Annotated in this window: 14 protein-coding genes and 1 pseudogene; 6 read left to right on the top strand and 9 right to left on the bottom strand. The window is 63.4% G+C overall.

Translation table 11 applies throughout. The annotated features are described in order from the left end of the window. Positions 1-470 (bottom strand): SURF1 family protein (locus Q8814_RS18040; RefSeq protein WP_330153374.1); only part of this gene is annotated, 470 nt, incomplete at its 3' end. 87 nt (positions 471-557) lie between these two features. Next, a pseudogene (locus tag Q8814_RS18035) lies at positions 558-926 on the bottom strand (integrase); the annotation flags it as partial. Positions 927-1,368: 442 nt separating this feature from the next. Here Q8814_RS18035 and Q8814_RS18030 point away from each other — a divergent pair. Further along, positions 1,369-1,557 carry a hypothetical protein gene (locus Q8814_RS18030; protein WP_200360301.1) on the top strand — a complete coding sequence of 63 codons (189 nt, stop codon included), beginning with the start codon at positions 1,369-1,371 and terminating at the stop codon, positions 1,555-1,557. Next, positions 1,554-1,700 carry an NAD(P)-binding protein gene (locus Q8814_RS18025; RefSeq protein ID WP_200360300.1) on the top strand — a complete coding sequence of 49 codons (147 nt, stop codon included), beginning with the start codon at positions 1,554-1,556 and terminating at the stop codon, positions 1,698-1,700. Before Q8814_RS18030 ends, Q8814_RS18025 begins: the two co-directional genes overlap by 4 nt. A gap of 27 nt (positions 1,701-1,727) precedes the next feature. Here the strand turns inward: Q8814_RS18025 and merA are convergent, their stop codons facing one another. Then, positions 1,728-3,158: a mercury(II) reductase gene (gene merA, locus Q8814_RS18020; RefSeq protein ID WP_200360299.1), complete on the bottom strand. Its 1,431-nt coding sequence runs from the start codon at positions 3,156-3,158 to the stop codon at positions 1,728-1,730. A 113-nt stretch (positions 3,159-3,271) separates the two neighbouring features. Here merA and Q8814_RS18015 point away from each other — a divergent pair, with 113 nt between their 5' ends. Further along, on the top strand, positions 3,272-3,661 hold the full coding sequence (locus Q8814_RS18015) for a heavy metal-responsive transcriptional regulator (RefSeq protein WP_200360298.1): 390 nt from the start codon (positions 3,272-3,274) through the stop codon (positions 3,659-3,661). Here the strand turns inward: Q8814_RS18015 and Q8814_RS18010 are convergent. Continuing rightward, positions 3,652-4,152, bottom strand: coding sequence for an IS5 family transposase (locus tag Q8814_RS18010; RefSeq protein WP_330153373.1), 501 nt, complete (start codon positions 4,150-4,152; stop codon positions 3,652-3,654). The two genes, Q8814_RS18015 and Q8814_RS18010, sit on opposite strands and share 10 nt — an antisense overlap. A gap of 131 nt (positions 4,153-4,283) precedes the next feature. Next, positions 4,284-4,832 (bottom strand): recombinase family protein, encoded by a 549-nt coding sequence (locus Q8814_RS18005; RefSeq protein WP_330153372.1) that lies wholly within the window; start codon positions 4,830-4,832, stop codon positions 4,284-4,286. Between the two features lie 260 nt (positions 4,833-5,092). Between Q8814_RS18005 and Q8814_RS18000 the strand changes: the two genes are divergently transcribed. Both Q8814_RS18000 and Q8814_RS17995 read left to right on the top strand, forming a co-directional pair. Next, positions 5,093-5,464: a ubiquitin family protein gene (locus tag Q8814_RS18000; RefSeq protein WP_330153371.1), complete on the top strand. Its 372-nt coding sequence runs from the start codon at positions 5,093-5,095 to the stop codon at positions 5,462-5,464. A 291-nt stretch (positions 5,465-5,755) separates the two neighbouring features. After that, positions 5,756-6,781, top strand: coding sequence for a hypothetical protein (locus Q8814_RS17995; RefSeq protein ID WP_330153370.1), 1,026 nt, complete (start codon positions 5,756-5,758; stop codon positions 6,779-6,781). A gap of 120 nt (positions 6,782-6,901) precedes the next feature. Here Q8814_RS17995 and Q8814_RS17990 read toward each other — a convergent pair whose 3' ends face one another. The 3 genes from Q8814_RS17990 to Q8814_RS17980 form a co-directional block, all read right to left on the bottom strand. After that, positions 6,902-7,837, bottom strand: coding sequence for a hypothetical protein (locus Q8814_RS17990; protein WP_330153369.1), 936 nt, complete (start codon positions 7,835-7,837; stop codon positions 6,902-6,904). A 576-nt stretch (positions 7,838-8,413) separates the two neighbouring features. After that, the gene (locus Q8814_RS17985) at positions 8,414-12,157 is read right to left on the bottom strand and encodes an AAA family ATPase (RefSeq protein ID WP_330153368.1); all 3,744 of its coding nucleotides are present in this window, start codon (positions 12,155-12,157) and stop codon (positions 8,414-8,416) included. A gap of 1,324 nt (positions 12,158-13,481) precedes the next feature. Then, a protein-coding gene (locus Q8814_RS17980) for an IS5 family transposase (RefSeq protein WP_408015930.1) occupies positions 13,482-14,367 on the bottom strand; the annotation gives its coding sequence in 2 pieces (ribosomal slippage) (positions 13,482-14,033 and positions 14,035-14,367; 885 coding nt in all). A gap of 226 nt (positions 14,368-14,593) precedes the next feature. On the opposite strand from Q8814_RS17980, the gene Q8814_RS17975 reads away from it, so the two are divergent. After that, the gene (locus tag Q8814_RS17975) at positions 14,594-14,914 is read left to right on the top strand and encodes a hypothetical protein (protein WP_330153367.1); all 321 of its coding nucleotides are present in this window, start codon (positions 14,594-14,596) and stop codon (positions 14,912-14,914) included. Positions 14,915-15,200: 286 nt separating this feature from the next. Here the strand turns inward: Q8814_RS17975 and Q8814_RS17970 are convergent, their stop codons facing one another. Next, complete coding sequence (locus Q8814_RS17970) at positions 15,201-16,307, bottom strand: hypothetical protein (protein WP_330153366.1); 1,107 nt, start codon at positions 16,305-16,307, stop codon at positions 15,201-15,203. Between the last annotated feature and the right edge of the window lie 57 nt (positions 16,308-16,364).

The raw sequence follows: 16,364 nt of genomic DNA, 5'->3' as shown, positions 1-16,364 counted from the left end.
CCGTCCATCGTGCCTTCGGACATGCGGATGCGGGCCTCGAGGGTGACGTTGCCGCCCGGCGCGGCCGGGATCTCGGGCACCTCGCTGCCGCGCACCGGACGCACATAACCTCGATTGACGAGAATCGTCCGACCATTGTCGAGCGCGAACGGGGTGAGCACCTCGTAGGCGGGCTGGGCTTCGACGCTGCGCAACCGGACGAGCACATCGGAGTCGGGCAGATACGAGCCCTGCGCGAGGACGCGGCTCCACTCGTCGTCGATCGTCGGACCGTCACCGCCGAGCAGCTCGACGACGGGGCCCGGCTCCTGCGCCATCGACGCCGCGATCCGCGCATTGCGATCCTCGGTGCTGGTGTTCTTGCCCAGCTGCCACGGGGCGAGGACGGTGAAACACCCATACGCGAAGCCGACCACCACCACGGCCAGAATCAACCAGCTCGGACGGAGGAGAAACATCACACGGCGCATTCGCTCACGGTAGCCAGTGAGGTGCGCCCTCTGCCATCGCAGCCGAACACACCGGGGAGACCGCGGCTTCGATCGGCTCCCGTACCTACTCGAACTCGCAGAAAAGCCCGAGAGATTGCCGTTGCGGCGGAGCGAGCGCCACAACGGCGACGCCGGCACGGGCGAGGGCTCGGTCCCCGGCACACCTGCCCCTCGAACGGCTCCGCACTGCGCAGCAGCCGGATCACCGCGGGACGTCCACCGGTGTCGCCCCCCGGTGTCGTACGCGGCGACCGCGTGCGCCCACCGCATCCACGCACACGGCGAACAACTGAGATGACTGTGCGTGAACGGCAGCGCACGGATGATGCCGCGGCCCTCCTGATCGGTCTTGGATTTGCGCAGGCGAATGTGCAGCCCGTCCAACCGGTGCAGCGAGAGATCTCCGCAGTTCCGGCCGATGCGTTCGCTACGCCGACCCCAGCAACAGGATCGCGGCTCGACGTGACCACCGACAGCCCGGCCACACCGGATGCGATTTGTCCAGGTCCGCTCGGTGCTTGCTGGGTTCCACGAGCCTGCCGAGGACAGCTGCGCATCCAGCTCACGTACGCCGAAGAACCAACGTCCATCCTGAAAACTCACGCTGGCTGACAGCGCAGCCCACAGAGGCGAGCGGCGGTCATTCTCCCGTCGCCGCCGTCATCAGGAGCGTTATACCGGTGCGGATTCGATCCGGCCGGCGGCAAGACCACACAGTGCCTCGGCGCCGACCGGTTCGGTGGTCTCGAGCGGAACTACGGCGTATCGATCGGCGAGTTCGTCCCGAACTGCGTCGATCTGCTCGAGTTCGGCGGCGGCGCGCTGCCGCAGGACCGAACGGTGGAGCTCGACCCACTACGGGCGCCTCGGCGGGCTCATGTCCGCCCCGAGCGTCGTGGTCATGGCGTTGGCGCCGTGGGCGGGAACGGTCCTGGCCGGCGTTACCGGCAGCTACGCCGGCGCCTACCTTGTCCTCGCGGTGGTCGCCGGGCTCGCCGCCGTCCTCGCCGTCGCGTCCGTGCCGCGGCTGCCCGCCCGCGCCTCCTCTACCGAAGGAACCTTATGACCGACTACGTCGCCCTCGTCATCGGCGGTGGCCAGTCCGGCCTTGCTGCCGTCCACGACCTGTCCACTCGCGGGCTGCGCGCCGGTCTGCTCGAAGCCGGCGACGAACCCGTCGGGGCCTGGCCGCAGTGGCCGTGTTGCTAAAGGTGGCTGCGACTATCGCGTGGCGGATCAGGCGCAGCAGGACAGCTTGGCGGGGTCGGTGGTGAAGGACTGGCAGGCGAGCTTGATGCCTTCGGCCATGGTCAGGTAGGGCGCCCACATCGTGGCGACGTCGTGGTAGGTCTGGTGTCCCTCGAGGAGGAAGACGCCGGCGGCGGCGAGTTCGCCGGCGTCCTTGGCGACGGAGGTGATGCCCAGGATGCGGCTGGTGTCGTCGTCGATGACGACCTTGATGAATCCGCGGGTGTCGCGGTTGACCAGGGCGCGGGGCACGTAGTCCAGCGGTAGCACGCGGCAGTTGCAGCGGTAGCCGGCCGCTAGGGCCTGCTTCTCGGTCATGCCGACCGCGCCGATAGCGGGACTGGTGAACGTCACCCGTGGCAGGTAGGCGTAGTCCATCGTGCGTGCCGCGCCGGTGAAGGCGTTGTCGACGACCATCGCGCCCTGATGGGCGGCGACGTAGACGAACTCGCGGTGCCCGGTGACGTCTCCGGCGGCCCAAATACGCGGAGTGGTGGTGGCCAGGGAGTCATCGACGATGATCTCGCCGCCCACACCGGTGCGGACCCGGACCGTCTCCAGGCCCAGCGTGTCTGTGACCGGACGGCGGCCCAGCGCCACCAGCACCCGCTGGGCGCGGAATTGGCTGGTCCGGCCTTCGACGGTCGCGGTGGCGGTCGCCTCGCCAGTCGCCTCATCCTGGGTGAACGTGGTGAGCTGGGCGTTGCGCACCACCGTGATGCCCTCCTCGGTAAAGACTGATTCCAGAACCCGGTTCACCTCGGGCTCCTCGGCAGAGGCCAACCGGGAACGGACCAGCATGGTCACCGTCGAGCCGAGCCGGGCGAAGAGCTGGGCCAGTTCCAGGGCGACGTATCCACCACCGAGGACCAGCAGGGACTCGGGAATCTCGGTGAGTTCCATTGCGGTGGTCGAGGTCAGGTAGTCAACCTGATCCAGTCCCGGCAGATCAGGAATCCAAGGTTGCGCGCCGGTCGCGACCAGGTAGTGGCCGGCCTCGATCACCTCGGCGGCCCCGTCCGGGCTGGTGACCTGCAGCCCGGGGGCGTCCGGGGTGCCGGTGAAGGAGGCCCCGCCCTGCCGGATCGGCCACCCGTACGAGTCGGCCAGATCGAGGTATTTCGTCTGCCGCAGGCCCTCCACCAGGGATCGCTTGCCGCCGATCAGGCCCAGCATGTCCACCGGACCGGACGCGGTGGCGATGCCGGGGAATCGGCCGGGGGCGTCGGCGGCCACATGCCGGGCCTCGGCGGCGGCGAGCAGTGCTTTGGACGGCACGCAGCCGATGTTCACGCAGGTGCCGCCGACTGTGCTGCACTCGATCATCACTACCGACCTGCCCAAGTTCCGGGCCCGGATCGCGGCGGAGAACGCTGCCCCACCGGAGCCGATCACTGCCAGGTCCACCTTCTGGCCCATCTGAGATACCTCCCGATCACTTGGCAAAAATGCTCCGATGAGACCAGAGTGGACTTTCCAGTGCAGGGCAAGGTCAAGTGCGGCCTGTCGGCGACTCCGAGAAGAGGGCGGCCATGAGGATTGGTGAACTCGCCTCCGCAGCGGGTACCAGCACCAAGACGCTACGGTTCTACGAAGAGCAGGGCCTGCTACCAGCCCCGGACCGCACTCCGGCGGGGTACCGCTGCTACACGCCTGAGACACTGACTCGGCTGGACTTCATCCACCGTGGTCAGGCCGCCGGGCTCACGCTGGCCCAGATCAAGCAGGTGCTCGACATCCGCGATGACGGGCACGCCCCCTGCTCTCACGTCCGCGACCTGCTCGACCAACGCCTGGTGGACATCGAGGACCAGCTGAGCAGCCTGGCCGCCCTGCGCGATACCCTCACCGGGCTTCGGGACGAGGCCAGCACCATCCACCCCGAAGACTGCGACCCTGACCAGGTCTGCCGCTACCTCTGAACCGCGATGCGATTACTGGTGGTGAGCCAGTGAAGAGTGGCCGCGAGGCAGAGCCCGGCGTGGTAGCTACCGGCGGTCTTGTCAGATCGCATCGCGATCCCACGCCACTGCTCGAGTCGGTTGAAGCATCGCTCCACGACGTTGCGGCCGCGATAGCGGGCCTTTTGCTGCTCTCCGAAATCGATCGGTCGGTCCGGCTTGTTCCGCCGGTGCGCGATCTGATCGTCGCGTTCGGGGATCGTCGCGGCGATACCGTGAGCGCGTAACCAGGCCCGATTCGATTTCGAGGGGTAGCCCGTGTCCGCCAGCACCCGCTCCGGACGGGTCCGCGGCCTGCCGACTGCACCGGGCACGCGGATCTGCCCCAGCGTGGGCGCAAGCATGCTCGTGTCGGCCACCTGCCCCGGGGTAAGGATGAATGCCAGCGCCCGGCTGCGCCCATCACAGACCAGATGAGTCTTCGTGGTCAGCCCGCCTCGAGAGCGACCGATAGCGTGGTCAGGCGTCTCTAGCCCGAACTATTTGTAGTTCGATCCCGTGTTGGGCGTGAACCGGGATTACAGATCGAGCTAGTGCATTAGAACTCGCCGGTTCGATCGCAGCGACTGGTGACTTTGCCAGGTTATTTGAGGTGGCGGTACAGCGTGGTGCGGCCGACACCGAGAATCTCGGCGATCTCGCGTTGCGCCATGCCGCCATCGCGCATCTTCTTGGCCTGCCGGATCTTGTTGGGGGTCATCTTCGGCGGCCGGCCCCCGGTGCGGCCGCGGGCCCGGGCGGCGGCCAGCCCCACCTGGGTGCGCTCTCTGATGAGGTTGCGCTCGAACTCGGCGATCGCCCCGAAGATCGAGAAGATCAGCCGGCCGCCGGAGGTGGTGGTATCGATCGCCTCGGTCAGGGACCGGAAGCCGACCCCGCGTGCCTCGAGGTCTTCGACGGTCTGCAGCAGGTGCGGTAGCGACCGACCGAGTCGGTCCAGCCGCCACACGACGAGGGTGTCGCCGGCGCGCAGGTGCGAGAAGAGTTCGGTCAGTTGCGGTCGGGCGGTGGTTGCCCCGCTGGCGGTCTCGGTCCAGATCCTCGAACACCCGGCGGCGCGCAGGGCGTCGCTCTGCGCGTCGAGTAGCTGATCGGTGGTCGAGACCCTCGCGTAGCCCAAAAGTTCGTTCACGAGGCGACAGTGTTCCAGAACTCACCGACACGCCTCATTCTGAAACATCGGTTATGGACACGAGTTTTGGCACATCCGTCGGCGCTGCTCGCGATTTTTCGGCCGGGATGTTTCAAATACGGTCGTTTATGGAACGTCACGCCCGGATCAGCCTCGGGTAGGAGGGTTACACCGCCGGCAAGAGACTCAGGAATCATATTTCCCATGTTGTAATATGATGAGCTCGATAGGATTAGTTCAATAAATTGCGAGGAGTGTCCGTGGATTACTCAGACGCGAGTGATTTGAAGCGGGCTGTAGATCAGCTTGGTTTGGTCGTAGTTTCTCTGCAGGAGCTGCGGGAGATGCTCGAGTACAAGAAGCTGGGTCCTCGGGTCTTGGCCGAGGTCAGCACGACCTTGTCCGGAGTGGGGCTTGGTTACTTCCCCCGAGCCGTCATCGATGACAACCCGCAGCCTCGCCAGTGGGAAGAAGTGCGCATCTACGCAAAGACCTCCGCTGTGGGGAAAGTGATCGACGCGGTACTTGAGCCCGGCGAGGCGAACGACACCTTCCTTGTCGAGGTAGCCAATGCAGACGATGCGCGAGCCGCGGAGATCCTTGATCAGATTCGCACGCTCATCGACGGCTGACAGTCCCAGCCTGTTGGAGCTGCTGACAAGCCGACCAAAGACCACCTAAGTCACGGGGCGTGCGCAGTTTCCGTTGGATAGCTTGTAACAACCTCACTTGCGCCGGTAGCACGGAAATGAGCAGTACCGATGCCTGGACGGAGGCGTTGACACTCTTCGCTCTTGCGGCCCCCGACCGTGGAATACGAAACGATCCCGCCACAGCGGTTTCAACGGTGTCGAGGGTCAGCTGTATTCATCAGTTCTGACGTATCCGGAGGCGGTCGGACCGCCGAACGACGGGAGAGTCGATTGAAAGCGCCGATGCGGGTGTGGATGGAGATCACCAACCGTGACTACGAAACCCTCGGCACCACATTGGAGGTACGCCGTTATTTGGACTCGGGCCAACTGCGGCTCTCGAGCATCCTGCTCGAACAAGTGCGGCCCGGCGACATCGTCTTCCACTGGTGGCGCGGTGAGAATCCACCTGTCCTGCTCGGATGGTCGGTAATCACAGGCCATCCCTCCGTGTACGAGGCAGAAGAACTCTTCGTCGACGACTTCGACATCGAGGCCGCCGAGGCGATCCAGACGTCCAAAAGCACACTTTTCTCCAAGGCCGTATCGCCCAGAGCGCGAAAGGCCCACATCGAAAACACGTGGACCGAGGTCCCCTTGAACTCGATGTATGAGCTGCACAAGCCGGTGACCTTACCGATGATCAAGCAGCTCGCTCCCCAGATCTTCGCTCTCGAACAACAACTTCACGAGAGCCAAACCGGACCGCTCCATTTCCCCTTCACCGGAAGCCTTGACAAAGGCATCCACGGTGCCTGCTCGCGCTATCTGGCGCGTTTTCCCGTCGAACTTCTCGACATCCTTCCCGGCCGACCCCCTACCGTGGCGGAACTGACCGACATCGCGTCGAAGACGCTGCGCATCCTTAATGTCGATCGCCACTACAACCCTGCCGTGCAGGCAGCACTCGATCAACACGCCATCGACGCCGCCACCTCGCTCCTGGTGGACCTGAACTACACGGTGATCGACGTCAGCGGGTTCCGCGACTACCAGCTCCGCGCAATTCGGGACGGAGAACTCCCACTGCACATCCGGGTCGTAGCAGCCAAGGCCGACGTCGAAACGGTGCCGGCAACCGAGGCGCTGGTGGTGGTGGACCGGATTCGAGTGCTCGACGACGCATTTCCTCCGATCACCGGCCGCCAAGCACGAGGTGGACGACTGCGATGGTGGCCGAAGGGAACCTGCGAAGGCGCCGCTACTCCACCTGAGGGCGAGTACCCCGTGACAGAGGAATGGCAGCACGACGATTGAGCCGTACCGATCAGAGGAGACAGGTTACGCACATTGGCAAATTGAGATGAGAGCAGCGCGACAATGATTGCCGATGCTCTGCAGAGGGTGACCGAGGTCCAATGGGATCGTCTGTCCAGATCAGTCGGTCGGGTCCGGCGTCGGTAGCAAGGTGTCGGGGAAACGACAGGAACAGCCGATTTCGTCGACTGAGCGGGTTTCTCCCCAGTTGTCGCGAAACCAGGCCACGCAGGCCTCGGCGATCAAGTCGAGATCACGGCTGAACAGGTAACCGTCGGTGCAGTCGTCGAAATGCGTATCGAAGTACCATTGGTCGAGCACCGCACCAGCGGCCGAATAGTCGGCGAGCATCAAGTGCCCGAGTACGTCTTTGGATCGGCGCAGCAACAGCACGTCATCGTCGAGTACCTGAATCTGCGCGCAGATGATCTCACCGTCCTGCTCATCATCCACGTGATCAAACGGCCCAAGCTCGAAAAGAAAACCCAACGGCTTCCCTGTCAGCGAGTCGAGCACCCACTCGAGCATCCCAGGCCAGGACGGTTCGTAACCCTCTTCAGCGGGAGCGAGGGCCCATTCGTGACCGCAATTGCCGCAGCGGTAGTCCGGGGCTTCGGAGCCATCGTCGACGAGGTCACATCCGGCCGCGATCGTGCCAGGTGGCGGGGGCCCGGGAGGCATGCCCCCCACCAACCGGATCGCTTGAGGCCTCTCGCACTCCGGGCATTGCGGACGCTGCGAGAACATCTCCTCCATCACACTCGGCCCGTACGGAGCATGCAGATGTTCGTGGCATTGCATGCACACGCGCACCGCCAGATCCGGATGCAGGAACATCCCCATACCCGAGGCATCCTCCTCATTGCACAGATGCACTTCGAGCGCACCCTGCAGTGCCGACGCCGCGGCGGGACCGATACCGCAGCACAGGCAGACGTGGTCGCCGACAATCTCGGTGCGCCGGGCGTCGAGCTTGCTGCTTGCAGCGACGCAACCGGTGGTATCTCGACGACGCCAGGGAGTCGGGTCGCTACGTTCGGCGTCGTACGCTGCCATCCACCGCTGCGCGAATTCCGGTTCGAGTGTGGACGGAGCGGTCGGGGTGGGCTCGCCCATCCGCTTCTCGATTGCCGGGATAGAGACTCCGCCGAGGTCGGCGCCGGCACTATCTTCAGTGTTGTATCCGCCGTCGGCCGAACTCGACGTCAACGTCTCGATATTGAGCACGGCCGGCTCACGAGCGGCCACCACGACGATGAGCGTGTCCCCCACCTCGTAGTGTTCCGGCATTTCCCAGGTGGGATTGGAAGCCCACGAAACGTCGTCAGAACCGAAGTAAGAATCGAGAGCATCCCGGCGCGGCGACAGACGGCAGAGATGAACTCGAGGGACATGCGTGTGTGCGTCCATACCGTGCCAGCATGCCACGCTGTCGGCGACAACTCCCCTAAATGCGGGGTTGCCCGCACCCACCAGGTGGCTCGCCTGCTTACCCGACGATGTCGAAGGAAATCGCGCACTCTTGTCGTGCCTGGTCAGGTGCCAACGCCGACGAATACCCGGAGCGGCAGCCGCGGGATGCCATCGGTTGCCGTCCGAAGGGTTCAGCCTCAGATCGAAGATCAGTCGCGTCTACTTCGGTCGCTTGGGAAGCGCCTTCTTCGCCGCTTTCTTCGCCAGAGGGCCGCCCTTGAGTGGGGCTCCGAATACCTGCTGTGCGAGTTGGCGCCAAGCGGGCACATCGACCCCGCCGCGGTCGTCGGTCCACACCAGCGTTCCTTCTGGTCCGCCGCCGTCAGCTTCCGGCAGTACGCCGTTGGCGCGGTACCACTGCTTCTTCGTCTCCCAGTTCGCGGCGTACTGCGGGTTGTCGAGCATGCCCAGGTGCTCCCAGATGATGCGGCGCCCGGTGGTGGTCTCGATGGTGAAGTCCGGGTACCGAACGGTTCCGTCCGTGCCGACCAGCTCCTGCTCGTAGACCCACCGGCCCGGCACCATCGATTCCAGGATGTCCGCCAAGATCACTTCGTTCTTGCTTCGCACCAGCACCCCGGTGCCGGTGATGTGGACCAGATTCGAGTCGACTCGGTGGCCGGTTCCCGCGACCATGATCTGCTGCGGGGTCGATGGACAGAACAGATCGGTCAGTCGTGCTGCAGTCTCTGATGAGGACGGGCGAGCAAGCGTGCGCAGATCCTCGACCACACCGTCGTGAAGGATGATCACTCGATCGGTGTGCCGGGTCAACGCCGTGTAGAGCAATTCCCTCGACACCCGAGTCCTCGACGGCAGCATCAGGAAGGTCGTGCCGAATTCGGAGCCCTGCGACTTGTGCACGGTCACCGCCCAGGCCAGTTCGAGAGGAGGGTCCTCCGACGAGGACGGCCAGTAACTGTAAGTCCAGCCCACCTGGGACGAGTACTCCACTCTCGCGGGGAGGTTCTTCTTCTTGTTGAGCCGACCGACGACGACACCGATCTCACCGTTGGCGACGTAATCGAGGCCGGTGTCTTTGGGCCATGCCTTCATTCTGCTGTTGCGGGTGTGCATGACCTTGTCGCCGCGCACGATCAGCTCGGGCCCGATCGGTTTGGGAATGTTCCACCCCCGCGTCTGGGCGGCGAACGTGGTATCGCTGGTGCGGAAGGTGCGCTTGAGATGCCGGTTGAGCTCGACGCTGCCGAACTGGCGGGACCGGGTGGGGGTCAACACCTGCCATTGCTCCGATTTTTCGCCGGCCCCACCTTTCCCGGTCTCCCAGTTCAGATAGGGCTCGTTCCAGGTACCGCCGTAGGTCAACGCGAACGCGGTCTGCGGGTCGGGGTGAGTACCGAAGTCGAGTTCCTCGTGGAGGACATCGATGAGAGTCTTCTCGGGGCTCCGACCTCCCCAGTTGACATGACGAACCGTGGCCAGGTCCGAGGTCCGGCGCAACTGTTCCCAGATCGCATCGTCGTCGGGGCCGAGTTCGTCGCCGCCAAACCACTTCGCGAGCGCCAGGTCGGCGCGGCCGAGACCGCCTTGGCGACGGGTCACCTGAAGCTCGACATAACCCGGCCCGACGCGTTCTGCCGAGGAGAACCGGTCGGGACGCAGATACTGAACGAGGTCGACGAACGGACGGCCGGGACCGATGGGTGGAAGCTGACGCGGATCCCCCACCAACACGAGCCTTTTGATGCTGGAGAAGGAGTCGAGGGTGGCGGCGAGCATCTCTTCGGTGAGCATCGAGGCTTCGTCGATCACCACCAGGTCGGCGCGCTCGCGTGTCGAGGGCTCGTCGGTGACGAGGTACAGTCCCGCGTTTCCGTCGTAACGCCCGGATCTGCTCAGGTGGCTGGCGAGAGTACGGGCCGGATACCCGACCTTCTGCTGCAGCTGGACCCGTGCCTTGCCGGTGGGAGCAAGCAGGATCGGCGCACTGCCCGCGATGCCCGGCAACGACACCAAGGCCCGCAGCAGCGTGGTCTTTCCGGTTCCGGCCGGACCGATCAGCACCGAGAGCGGGGAAGCGTAGAGCTCACCGAGTCCGGCTGCCTTCTCCCTTCGGGCGGCCTCCTCCTCCAGGTCGTCACCGACGGGGGCGTCGATGATGGCGTCGATGACGGTGCGCGCCTGGGACAAGGAACCGAAGCGTTCGGTGGCCAAGCGTGGAGTGAGCCAAGTACGGATCACCTCGGCCACCTCGGCCAGGCGCGTCAGCTTGTAGGCCGGCAGGTCGTCGCCCACGATGGTTCCGAGGATCGGTGTCCATTCCTCACCCTCGGCAAGGGTCCGGGCGTCGAGATCCTGGCCCATCAACACCTCGTCGTTGAGCACACATGAGGTGGTCACCGGTATGTCCCCGGCTCGGGCAACTGCCTCGGCCTGCGGAAGTACCGTGTTTCCCTCGGCCGCGGCCCGTTCGAGGACATCGACCAGCAGGGCTTCGATCCGACGCCGATCGAGGTGATCGTCCATCTGCATCTGTTCGGGCATCGGCGAGGACCAGGACACGTGCTCCGGCGGAAAACAGCCCCGGTCGATCGTCGTGAACGAAATATGCCGCGGATCGGTATACGTGCAGATCGCCGCGTAATACGGATTGTCGAGGAACTCCTCGAGCGTCAGTTCGACGGTGGTTTCACCGCCCATGATCATGGCGACTTGCTCGGAAGAGACGTCGAACGCCGACAACGCACGCAGAGCCTCACGCCGAGTCTGCGGCAGTTTTCTCCAGATCTTGCCGATTGACGGCCCGATGACCGAGCGCACGCTGGCCGGGAACCGGGTCGGGTCGGCGAATCCCGTCTCGAGAAACTCCCATGGATCGCTGCCCTCCGGAATATTCGACAGCACCAGTCGTGCGACCCCGTGCGCCGACTGCACATTCAGGTGCGCCAGTACGGAGCCGAGTCCGGGAGTGGGGCCGCGCAGCTGCCACAGACGGCCGAGCTGGGAATCGACCCATTCGGTTGCGCTCGACGGAACCTCGATGCCCAGCTCGATCAGCCCTCGGGCCGCGGCGGACAGGCTGAGCAACGACTCGATCGCGGCGTCGTCCGATAGATACTCGGTGACATACGAGAACTCGAGATCACGGCTCTCCGGCGCCCAGGCCAACGCGGTATCGACATCGACACCGTTGTCGAGCAGTCCGATCAGTTGCTGATAAGGGAGCAGAATTCCATCTGCCATGTCCGGCCGCAGGCTGTGGCTTACCGCGGTCTCCCACATCGATGAGTCGAACGGTGGCCGGCCCCGGTGCCGCCACATGCCCGGGAGGGAGACCTCGGTAACACGAGCAGCCCCGACGAGCAGCCTGCGGGTACTACTTTCCTGGAACGGGGAGTGCTTGAGATAGGCGAAGACCAGTGACTCTCCGGCAGAAACCGGCTCGAAGAAGGACCGGATGATTGCTTGCTGGTTGGCACCGTCCATGACCCAGCTAGGCGTGAACCCGAGGAGTGTGCCGATCCGGTCTTCCGCCTCGGGGTTGTAGTCAGTGCGCCACTGCGACCAGATGTCGCCTTCGAAAGCTTCGCGGTTGAGCCAGCGGAACGGGACCGATTCGAATGCGTGGCCGGGTATCGCGACCGGGGTCGGCTCCAGTGTCCCGGTCAACTTCTTGTTCGAGGCATAGGGGTGTGTCTTGGTCACGGTATAGCCGTGGGCGGACATGAATGTCGCGCGTTCGTTCAAGCAGGGCAGCTGCTCCGAGATCAGGTTTGCCATCGGTGTGCCCGCGTTCGCGTTCTCGTACTCGTCGAGTCGGCGGTCACCGATGTTCTTGAGCAAGATGCACGACGAATTGTCCAGCGGACGATCACAGAGGTGTCCGTCCCACGCTCGATCTCGCCACGGCACGCGCATCGACAAGTGTTGAATCGGTGACATTCCCACACTGTGCCACGAGATCTGGTCAAGTCCCGGGAAACGAATCGCGGCGTGGTTCCGATGCCTTCGATGTGAATAGTGAGCGCTGCGCGCGTTGCGACCTGGTAATCGGCCAGTGCGAGCACACTCGACCGGCCGTAGCGTCCACGACCGTCGAGCCCGCCCGCATACTGGTGAGCCCGGCGGCAGATGGCGCACCTGCCTGGTTGTGGCCACAACGATGAGAGCGATTTGTCCAGATGGGGCAAAATCCGAACGTCCCACGGGCGTGGGAGCGAATCGGCAATGATGAGCCCCTTAGACGAATTCTGGTGCCATCCTGGGTCGCCCCGCACAGGACCGTTGCCAGGACTGTGTGAACCGGTGAGGGTGGATTCAAGCATTATGTCGCCGGAGGAAGACGCACGGCACTACTGGTAGAGCCGGGTATCGAAGAGTCGGCAGTTGGCCCTGCCGCCGTTACTTCGGTGGGAAGCCCGACGACTGATCGGGCGCCGTCGACGAACACTACGAAATGCGCGGCGACACCGTACGCGGACAGCACCTTGGCTGAGATCCGTGCGCCTACTACGGACGCCCGCCGGAGCGCTCCCCCGATCCGACGGGAAAGGAAGTGGCAGAAGAGCACGATGGGCGATGAGGTGGAAGTCGGCGTCGAACGCGTTCGCCATCACGTTCGAGGGTCGGTCACCCCGAGCGAGAACTAAACCGATGCGCCAGAATCGGATCCACCGGAAAATGACAGTCCCCCGGAAGGGTCATAGCCACCCTGACGCATGTTGTGGGCGTTAACTGTTATGCAACAGTCCTCAGCACTACGCACGAACAATATTTCCGTCGAGTACTAGTTGCTTATGAGAAGACTGTTCCTGCGGTTAGTAATGTCTGCTCTACTAGCGGTTGGAGTTCTTGCTGCCTGCGGGATGGAAGAGGACCTGAGTTCCGACACGAATACCGAAGGGTCCGCTGGAATCGACAACATCACCGGCACATTAGAAGATTGGTTGCGGGCGGTCTGTAAGCCTGGGTTCTATTTCGACGGACTGTACGACTCCAAAGGGCAGAATGTACTGAACGGAGCCGACAGCGGAGGCTACTGTAGCGTCACGCGGGGAGATGATCCCTCGGCTGTTTATGTCGGGCAGTATCCATCAGATTTCTTGATGGAGAATGACCTCGCTGCCGTACCGCTGGGCTGGTACGTGTCTGCGCCGATGGGAGATGGCAGTCTGATAATGCTTGCGTCACCTCAGGGGGAGAAGGGCTACGCGGCCCTCGTACCCCTCACCCAGTTTGGGTTCTCTGTAAAGCCGAATGCTCCGCGCTAGGGTGTATCTCCCAATAGTTTGAGCCATTCGACGATGCCCGCGAGCATGAACCCAGCCCGGTAGGTCATGACGAGTTTGTCGTAGCGGGTGGCGACTCCGCGGTACTGTTTCGCCTTGTTGAAGGCCCTTTCCACCACATTGCGGCCCTTGTACGACTCTGCGTCGAAACTCGGCGGCCGACCGCCCTCACTGCCCTTGCGCTTGCGGTTGGCCACCTGGTCGGACTTCTCGGGGATCACGGCCTTGATGCTCTTGCTGCGCAGCAGTTCCCGATTGGCCTTCGATGAATACGCCTTGTCCGCCCGCACCTCGTCGGGACGGATCCGAGCCCCGCCACCACCTAGCCGAGGCACGGAAATGCCTTCCAGCAGATTCGCGAACATCGGACTGTCGCCGGCCTGCCCCGGACCTGCCAGCACCGACAACGGGCGCCCGTGACCGTCGCAGGCCAGGTGAATCTTGCTGGTCAACCCTCCACGGGATCGACCGATCGCATGATCGGCGGGCTCGTCACGCAGATTCTTGTAATTCGGCAGATCCCCCTGTGTGGCGAGCAGCGTTCGCGCCGTGCTGATGGACGCGGACCACGGTCGAGTCCACCGACACCGCCCAGTCCAGGTCCCCGCCGGCATCGACCATCGCGACCAACGCCGTCAGGACACGGTCCCACGTCCCGTCCCCGGCGTAGCGCCGATGCCGCTTCCACACCGTCTTCCACGGCCCGAAATGCGCAGGCAGATCCCGCCACGGACCCCCGGTGCGTAGCCGGTACAGCATGCCCTCGATCACCCGGCGACTGTTCCGGAACTTCCTGCCCCTGAGCCCGCCCGAACTGGGCAGCAACAACTCCAGCAGGGCCCGTGGCCCTCCTTGCCTGGGCATTCAGCATCCGGCTTCCGTGGCAGTGAGTTCCCGACAGCTACTGTGCGGACCATGCCCATAACGTCTACCACCGTCAAGAATCAAAAGCACTGCACTGCAATCGATTACCTAGATTTGATCGGATGCCGATAACAGAGATTACGTCAGGTAACCTCTGCCTATTGCGTACGATGGCCCATCCTGAGGTGTGTATTCGCGGTCGAGTGTGATTGCTGGGAGTACCCCGATGAAGAACACCGCTGCTCAACCCGCCGAGGTGGGTGCCCAGCAACTCAGCTTCTCAACCGGCACAGCGCCGCTCCTGCGCTCAGGACCGGTGATCATGCCTGATTACTGCTACGTCGGGCGGCACCGAACGACTTCCGAGCATGGAAAACGCCTGGTGCTTCATCGACCTCAGGACAAAAGCCAACTTTATCCCGAGATGAATGAACAATCCGACGGCGGCGGCCAAGCCTGCACGTCGAGCATCTTCGCATTCTACGACTGTAAGCACGAGCAGAAGGCCACAAATAAGGAGCGCGACCTGCGCGGTGTAGACGATTGAAGCGAATAGCACCCCAGCTTGGTATGCGGGGTCGTAGCCGACCGTAGGCCGCGGTTTCGCCGTGGCATCCTTCACTCGATTGAACATGAGCGTCAGCAGACCCATTAGAGCGCCCGTGGTGATAGCCGCGCCAGGAAGAAGCGACGCAGGTTGGACGCTCTCTGGCACGAACAACCATGCCAGTATTCCAATGATCATGGGCATGCCGAACAGCAGTGCGGTCGGAACAACCCGTAACCCGCCAGTGTGCGCGTGCCGCAGCTCGCCGACGGCACCCGGAAGATACCTAGTCAGAAGCTGATGAATCACTCGCACACACCTCCAACGCAGCAACACCGACAGGATGCTCCCACTGCTCAGTATCCCAGCCAGGGTCAAGCCTCACGCCACCATCGCGCAGCAATGCGATCGCATGACTTGTCGATTCTGTGTAGAACTGTAGGGAAGTCAACTCGACGCCTTCAGGAACATTGCGGAAGTAGTACTTCACCTGAGGCGGTCGTGCTCCCGTGTATTTGACGAGAACTGGGTTCTCTCCAGGTAGGCTGACAACTGCGGAGATCTCTGCAACACCGTCCACAAGTTCGGCTTGCTGGACATCGAATCCCTCCATCGACTCAAGCTGCACTTCGTCCGGGCCCTCCGCTGCCACGATGCCCTTCGTGAGTTTGGTTCTCGCCTTGCGCAGGATGCCGCCCCGCTGCGGCGATTTCTTCATGTCGTAAGTTTGCGTAAACTGACCGACAATTTTTTCGTCAGCGCCCACTCCGATCTCGGCGAGCTCGTTTGCGCTGATGCTCTGGTGCACGACCGTGATCGCCGATACCTCGGCACCCAAACCTGCAGCCTCCGCCTTTGCCCACAGATCCGTACGGGACACTGCGGCTATTCTTAACGCGTATCCCGGGTACTTGCGCTTGAACGCAGCCTCGAACTCGCGGCGCATCTTCCAGGACAGAGATTTTCGGCCGATCTGCTCGACGAGAAAGACACCGAGGCGCGCGTCACTAGGTGCGGCCAGCAGCGTCATGAATCGCAGCCGTTCGACCGCGGTTTGCTTTCGATCGAACTCTGTTCCTTCATGATCGTCCTTGAGGTGGCTTCTTACACCTGACTGCCCGCTGACCCATCGAGCACGGACAGTGCGGCCCAAGCGGGCGATCTCATCGACTTCTCCGAAGTGCTGGTCGTCGCGTTCGACAAGTTTGCCGCCCGGGAACCCCAGAAGGAAGGCGCTGTACAGAACGAGCAAGTCGGCGCCGTTCCCATCGAAGTTGTCGAGGGGCCGGATGCGCCTGCTGTCGTCCTTCTCTCGAAGTTTCTCGATCTTGACCTTGTACGGAATGACCGCGTACCGAGCACCTCTGTGCCTAGCCAACGTTAGTGTTCCCATCTCCGAATCCGGAACCAGCAGACTGGCCCCGAGTCTGTCTCTGCACGTTTACCGAGC

It is taken from the genome of Rhodococcus chondri (assembly GCF_036327435.1).
Taxonomy (GTDB): domain Bacteria; phylum Actinomycetota; class Actinomycetes; order Mycobacteriales; family Mycobacteriaceae; genus Rhodococcus; species Rhodococcus chondri.
This window is presented reverse-complemented; position numbering and strand designations above follow the sequence as displayed.

Excerpts from the sequence above, each read along its gene's own strand:
- Q8814_RS18030 (WP_200360301.1), top strand. The coding sequence starts at position 1,369 with ATGTCCGCCCCGAGCGTCGTGGTCATGGCGTTGGCGCCGTGGGCGGGA.
- Q8814_RS18025 (WP_200360300.1), top strand. The coding sequence starts at position 1,554 with ATGACCGACTACGTCGCCCTCGTCATCGGCGGTGGCCAGTCCGGCCTT.
- merA (WP_200360299.1), bottom strand. The coding sequence starts at position 3,158 with ATGGGCCAGAAGGTGGACCTGGCAGTGATCGGCTCCGGTGGGGCAGCG.
- Q8814_RS18015 (WP_200360298.1), top strand. The coding sequence starts at position 3,272 with ATGAGGATTGGTGAACTCGCCTCCGCAGCGGGTACCAGCACCAAGACG.
- Q8814_RS17990 (WP_330153369.1), bottom strand. The coding sequence starts at position 7,837 with ATGGCAGCGTACGACGCCGAACGTAGCGACCCGACTCCCTGGCGTCGT.
- Q8814_RS17985 (WP_330153368.1), bottom strand. The coding sequence starts at position 12,157 with ATGTCACCGATTCAACACTTGTCGATGCGCGTGCCGTGGCGAGATCGA.
- Q8814_RS17975 (WP_330153367.1), top strand. The coding sequence starts at position 14,594 with ATGAAGAACACCGCTGCTCAACCCGCCGAGGTGGGTGCCCAGCAACTC.
- Q8814_RS17970 (WP_330153366.1), bottom strand. The coding sequence starts at position 16,307 with ATGGGAACACTAACGTTGGCTAGGCACAGAGGTGCTCGGTACGCGGTC.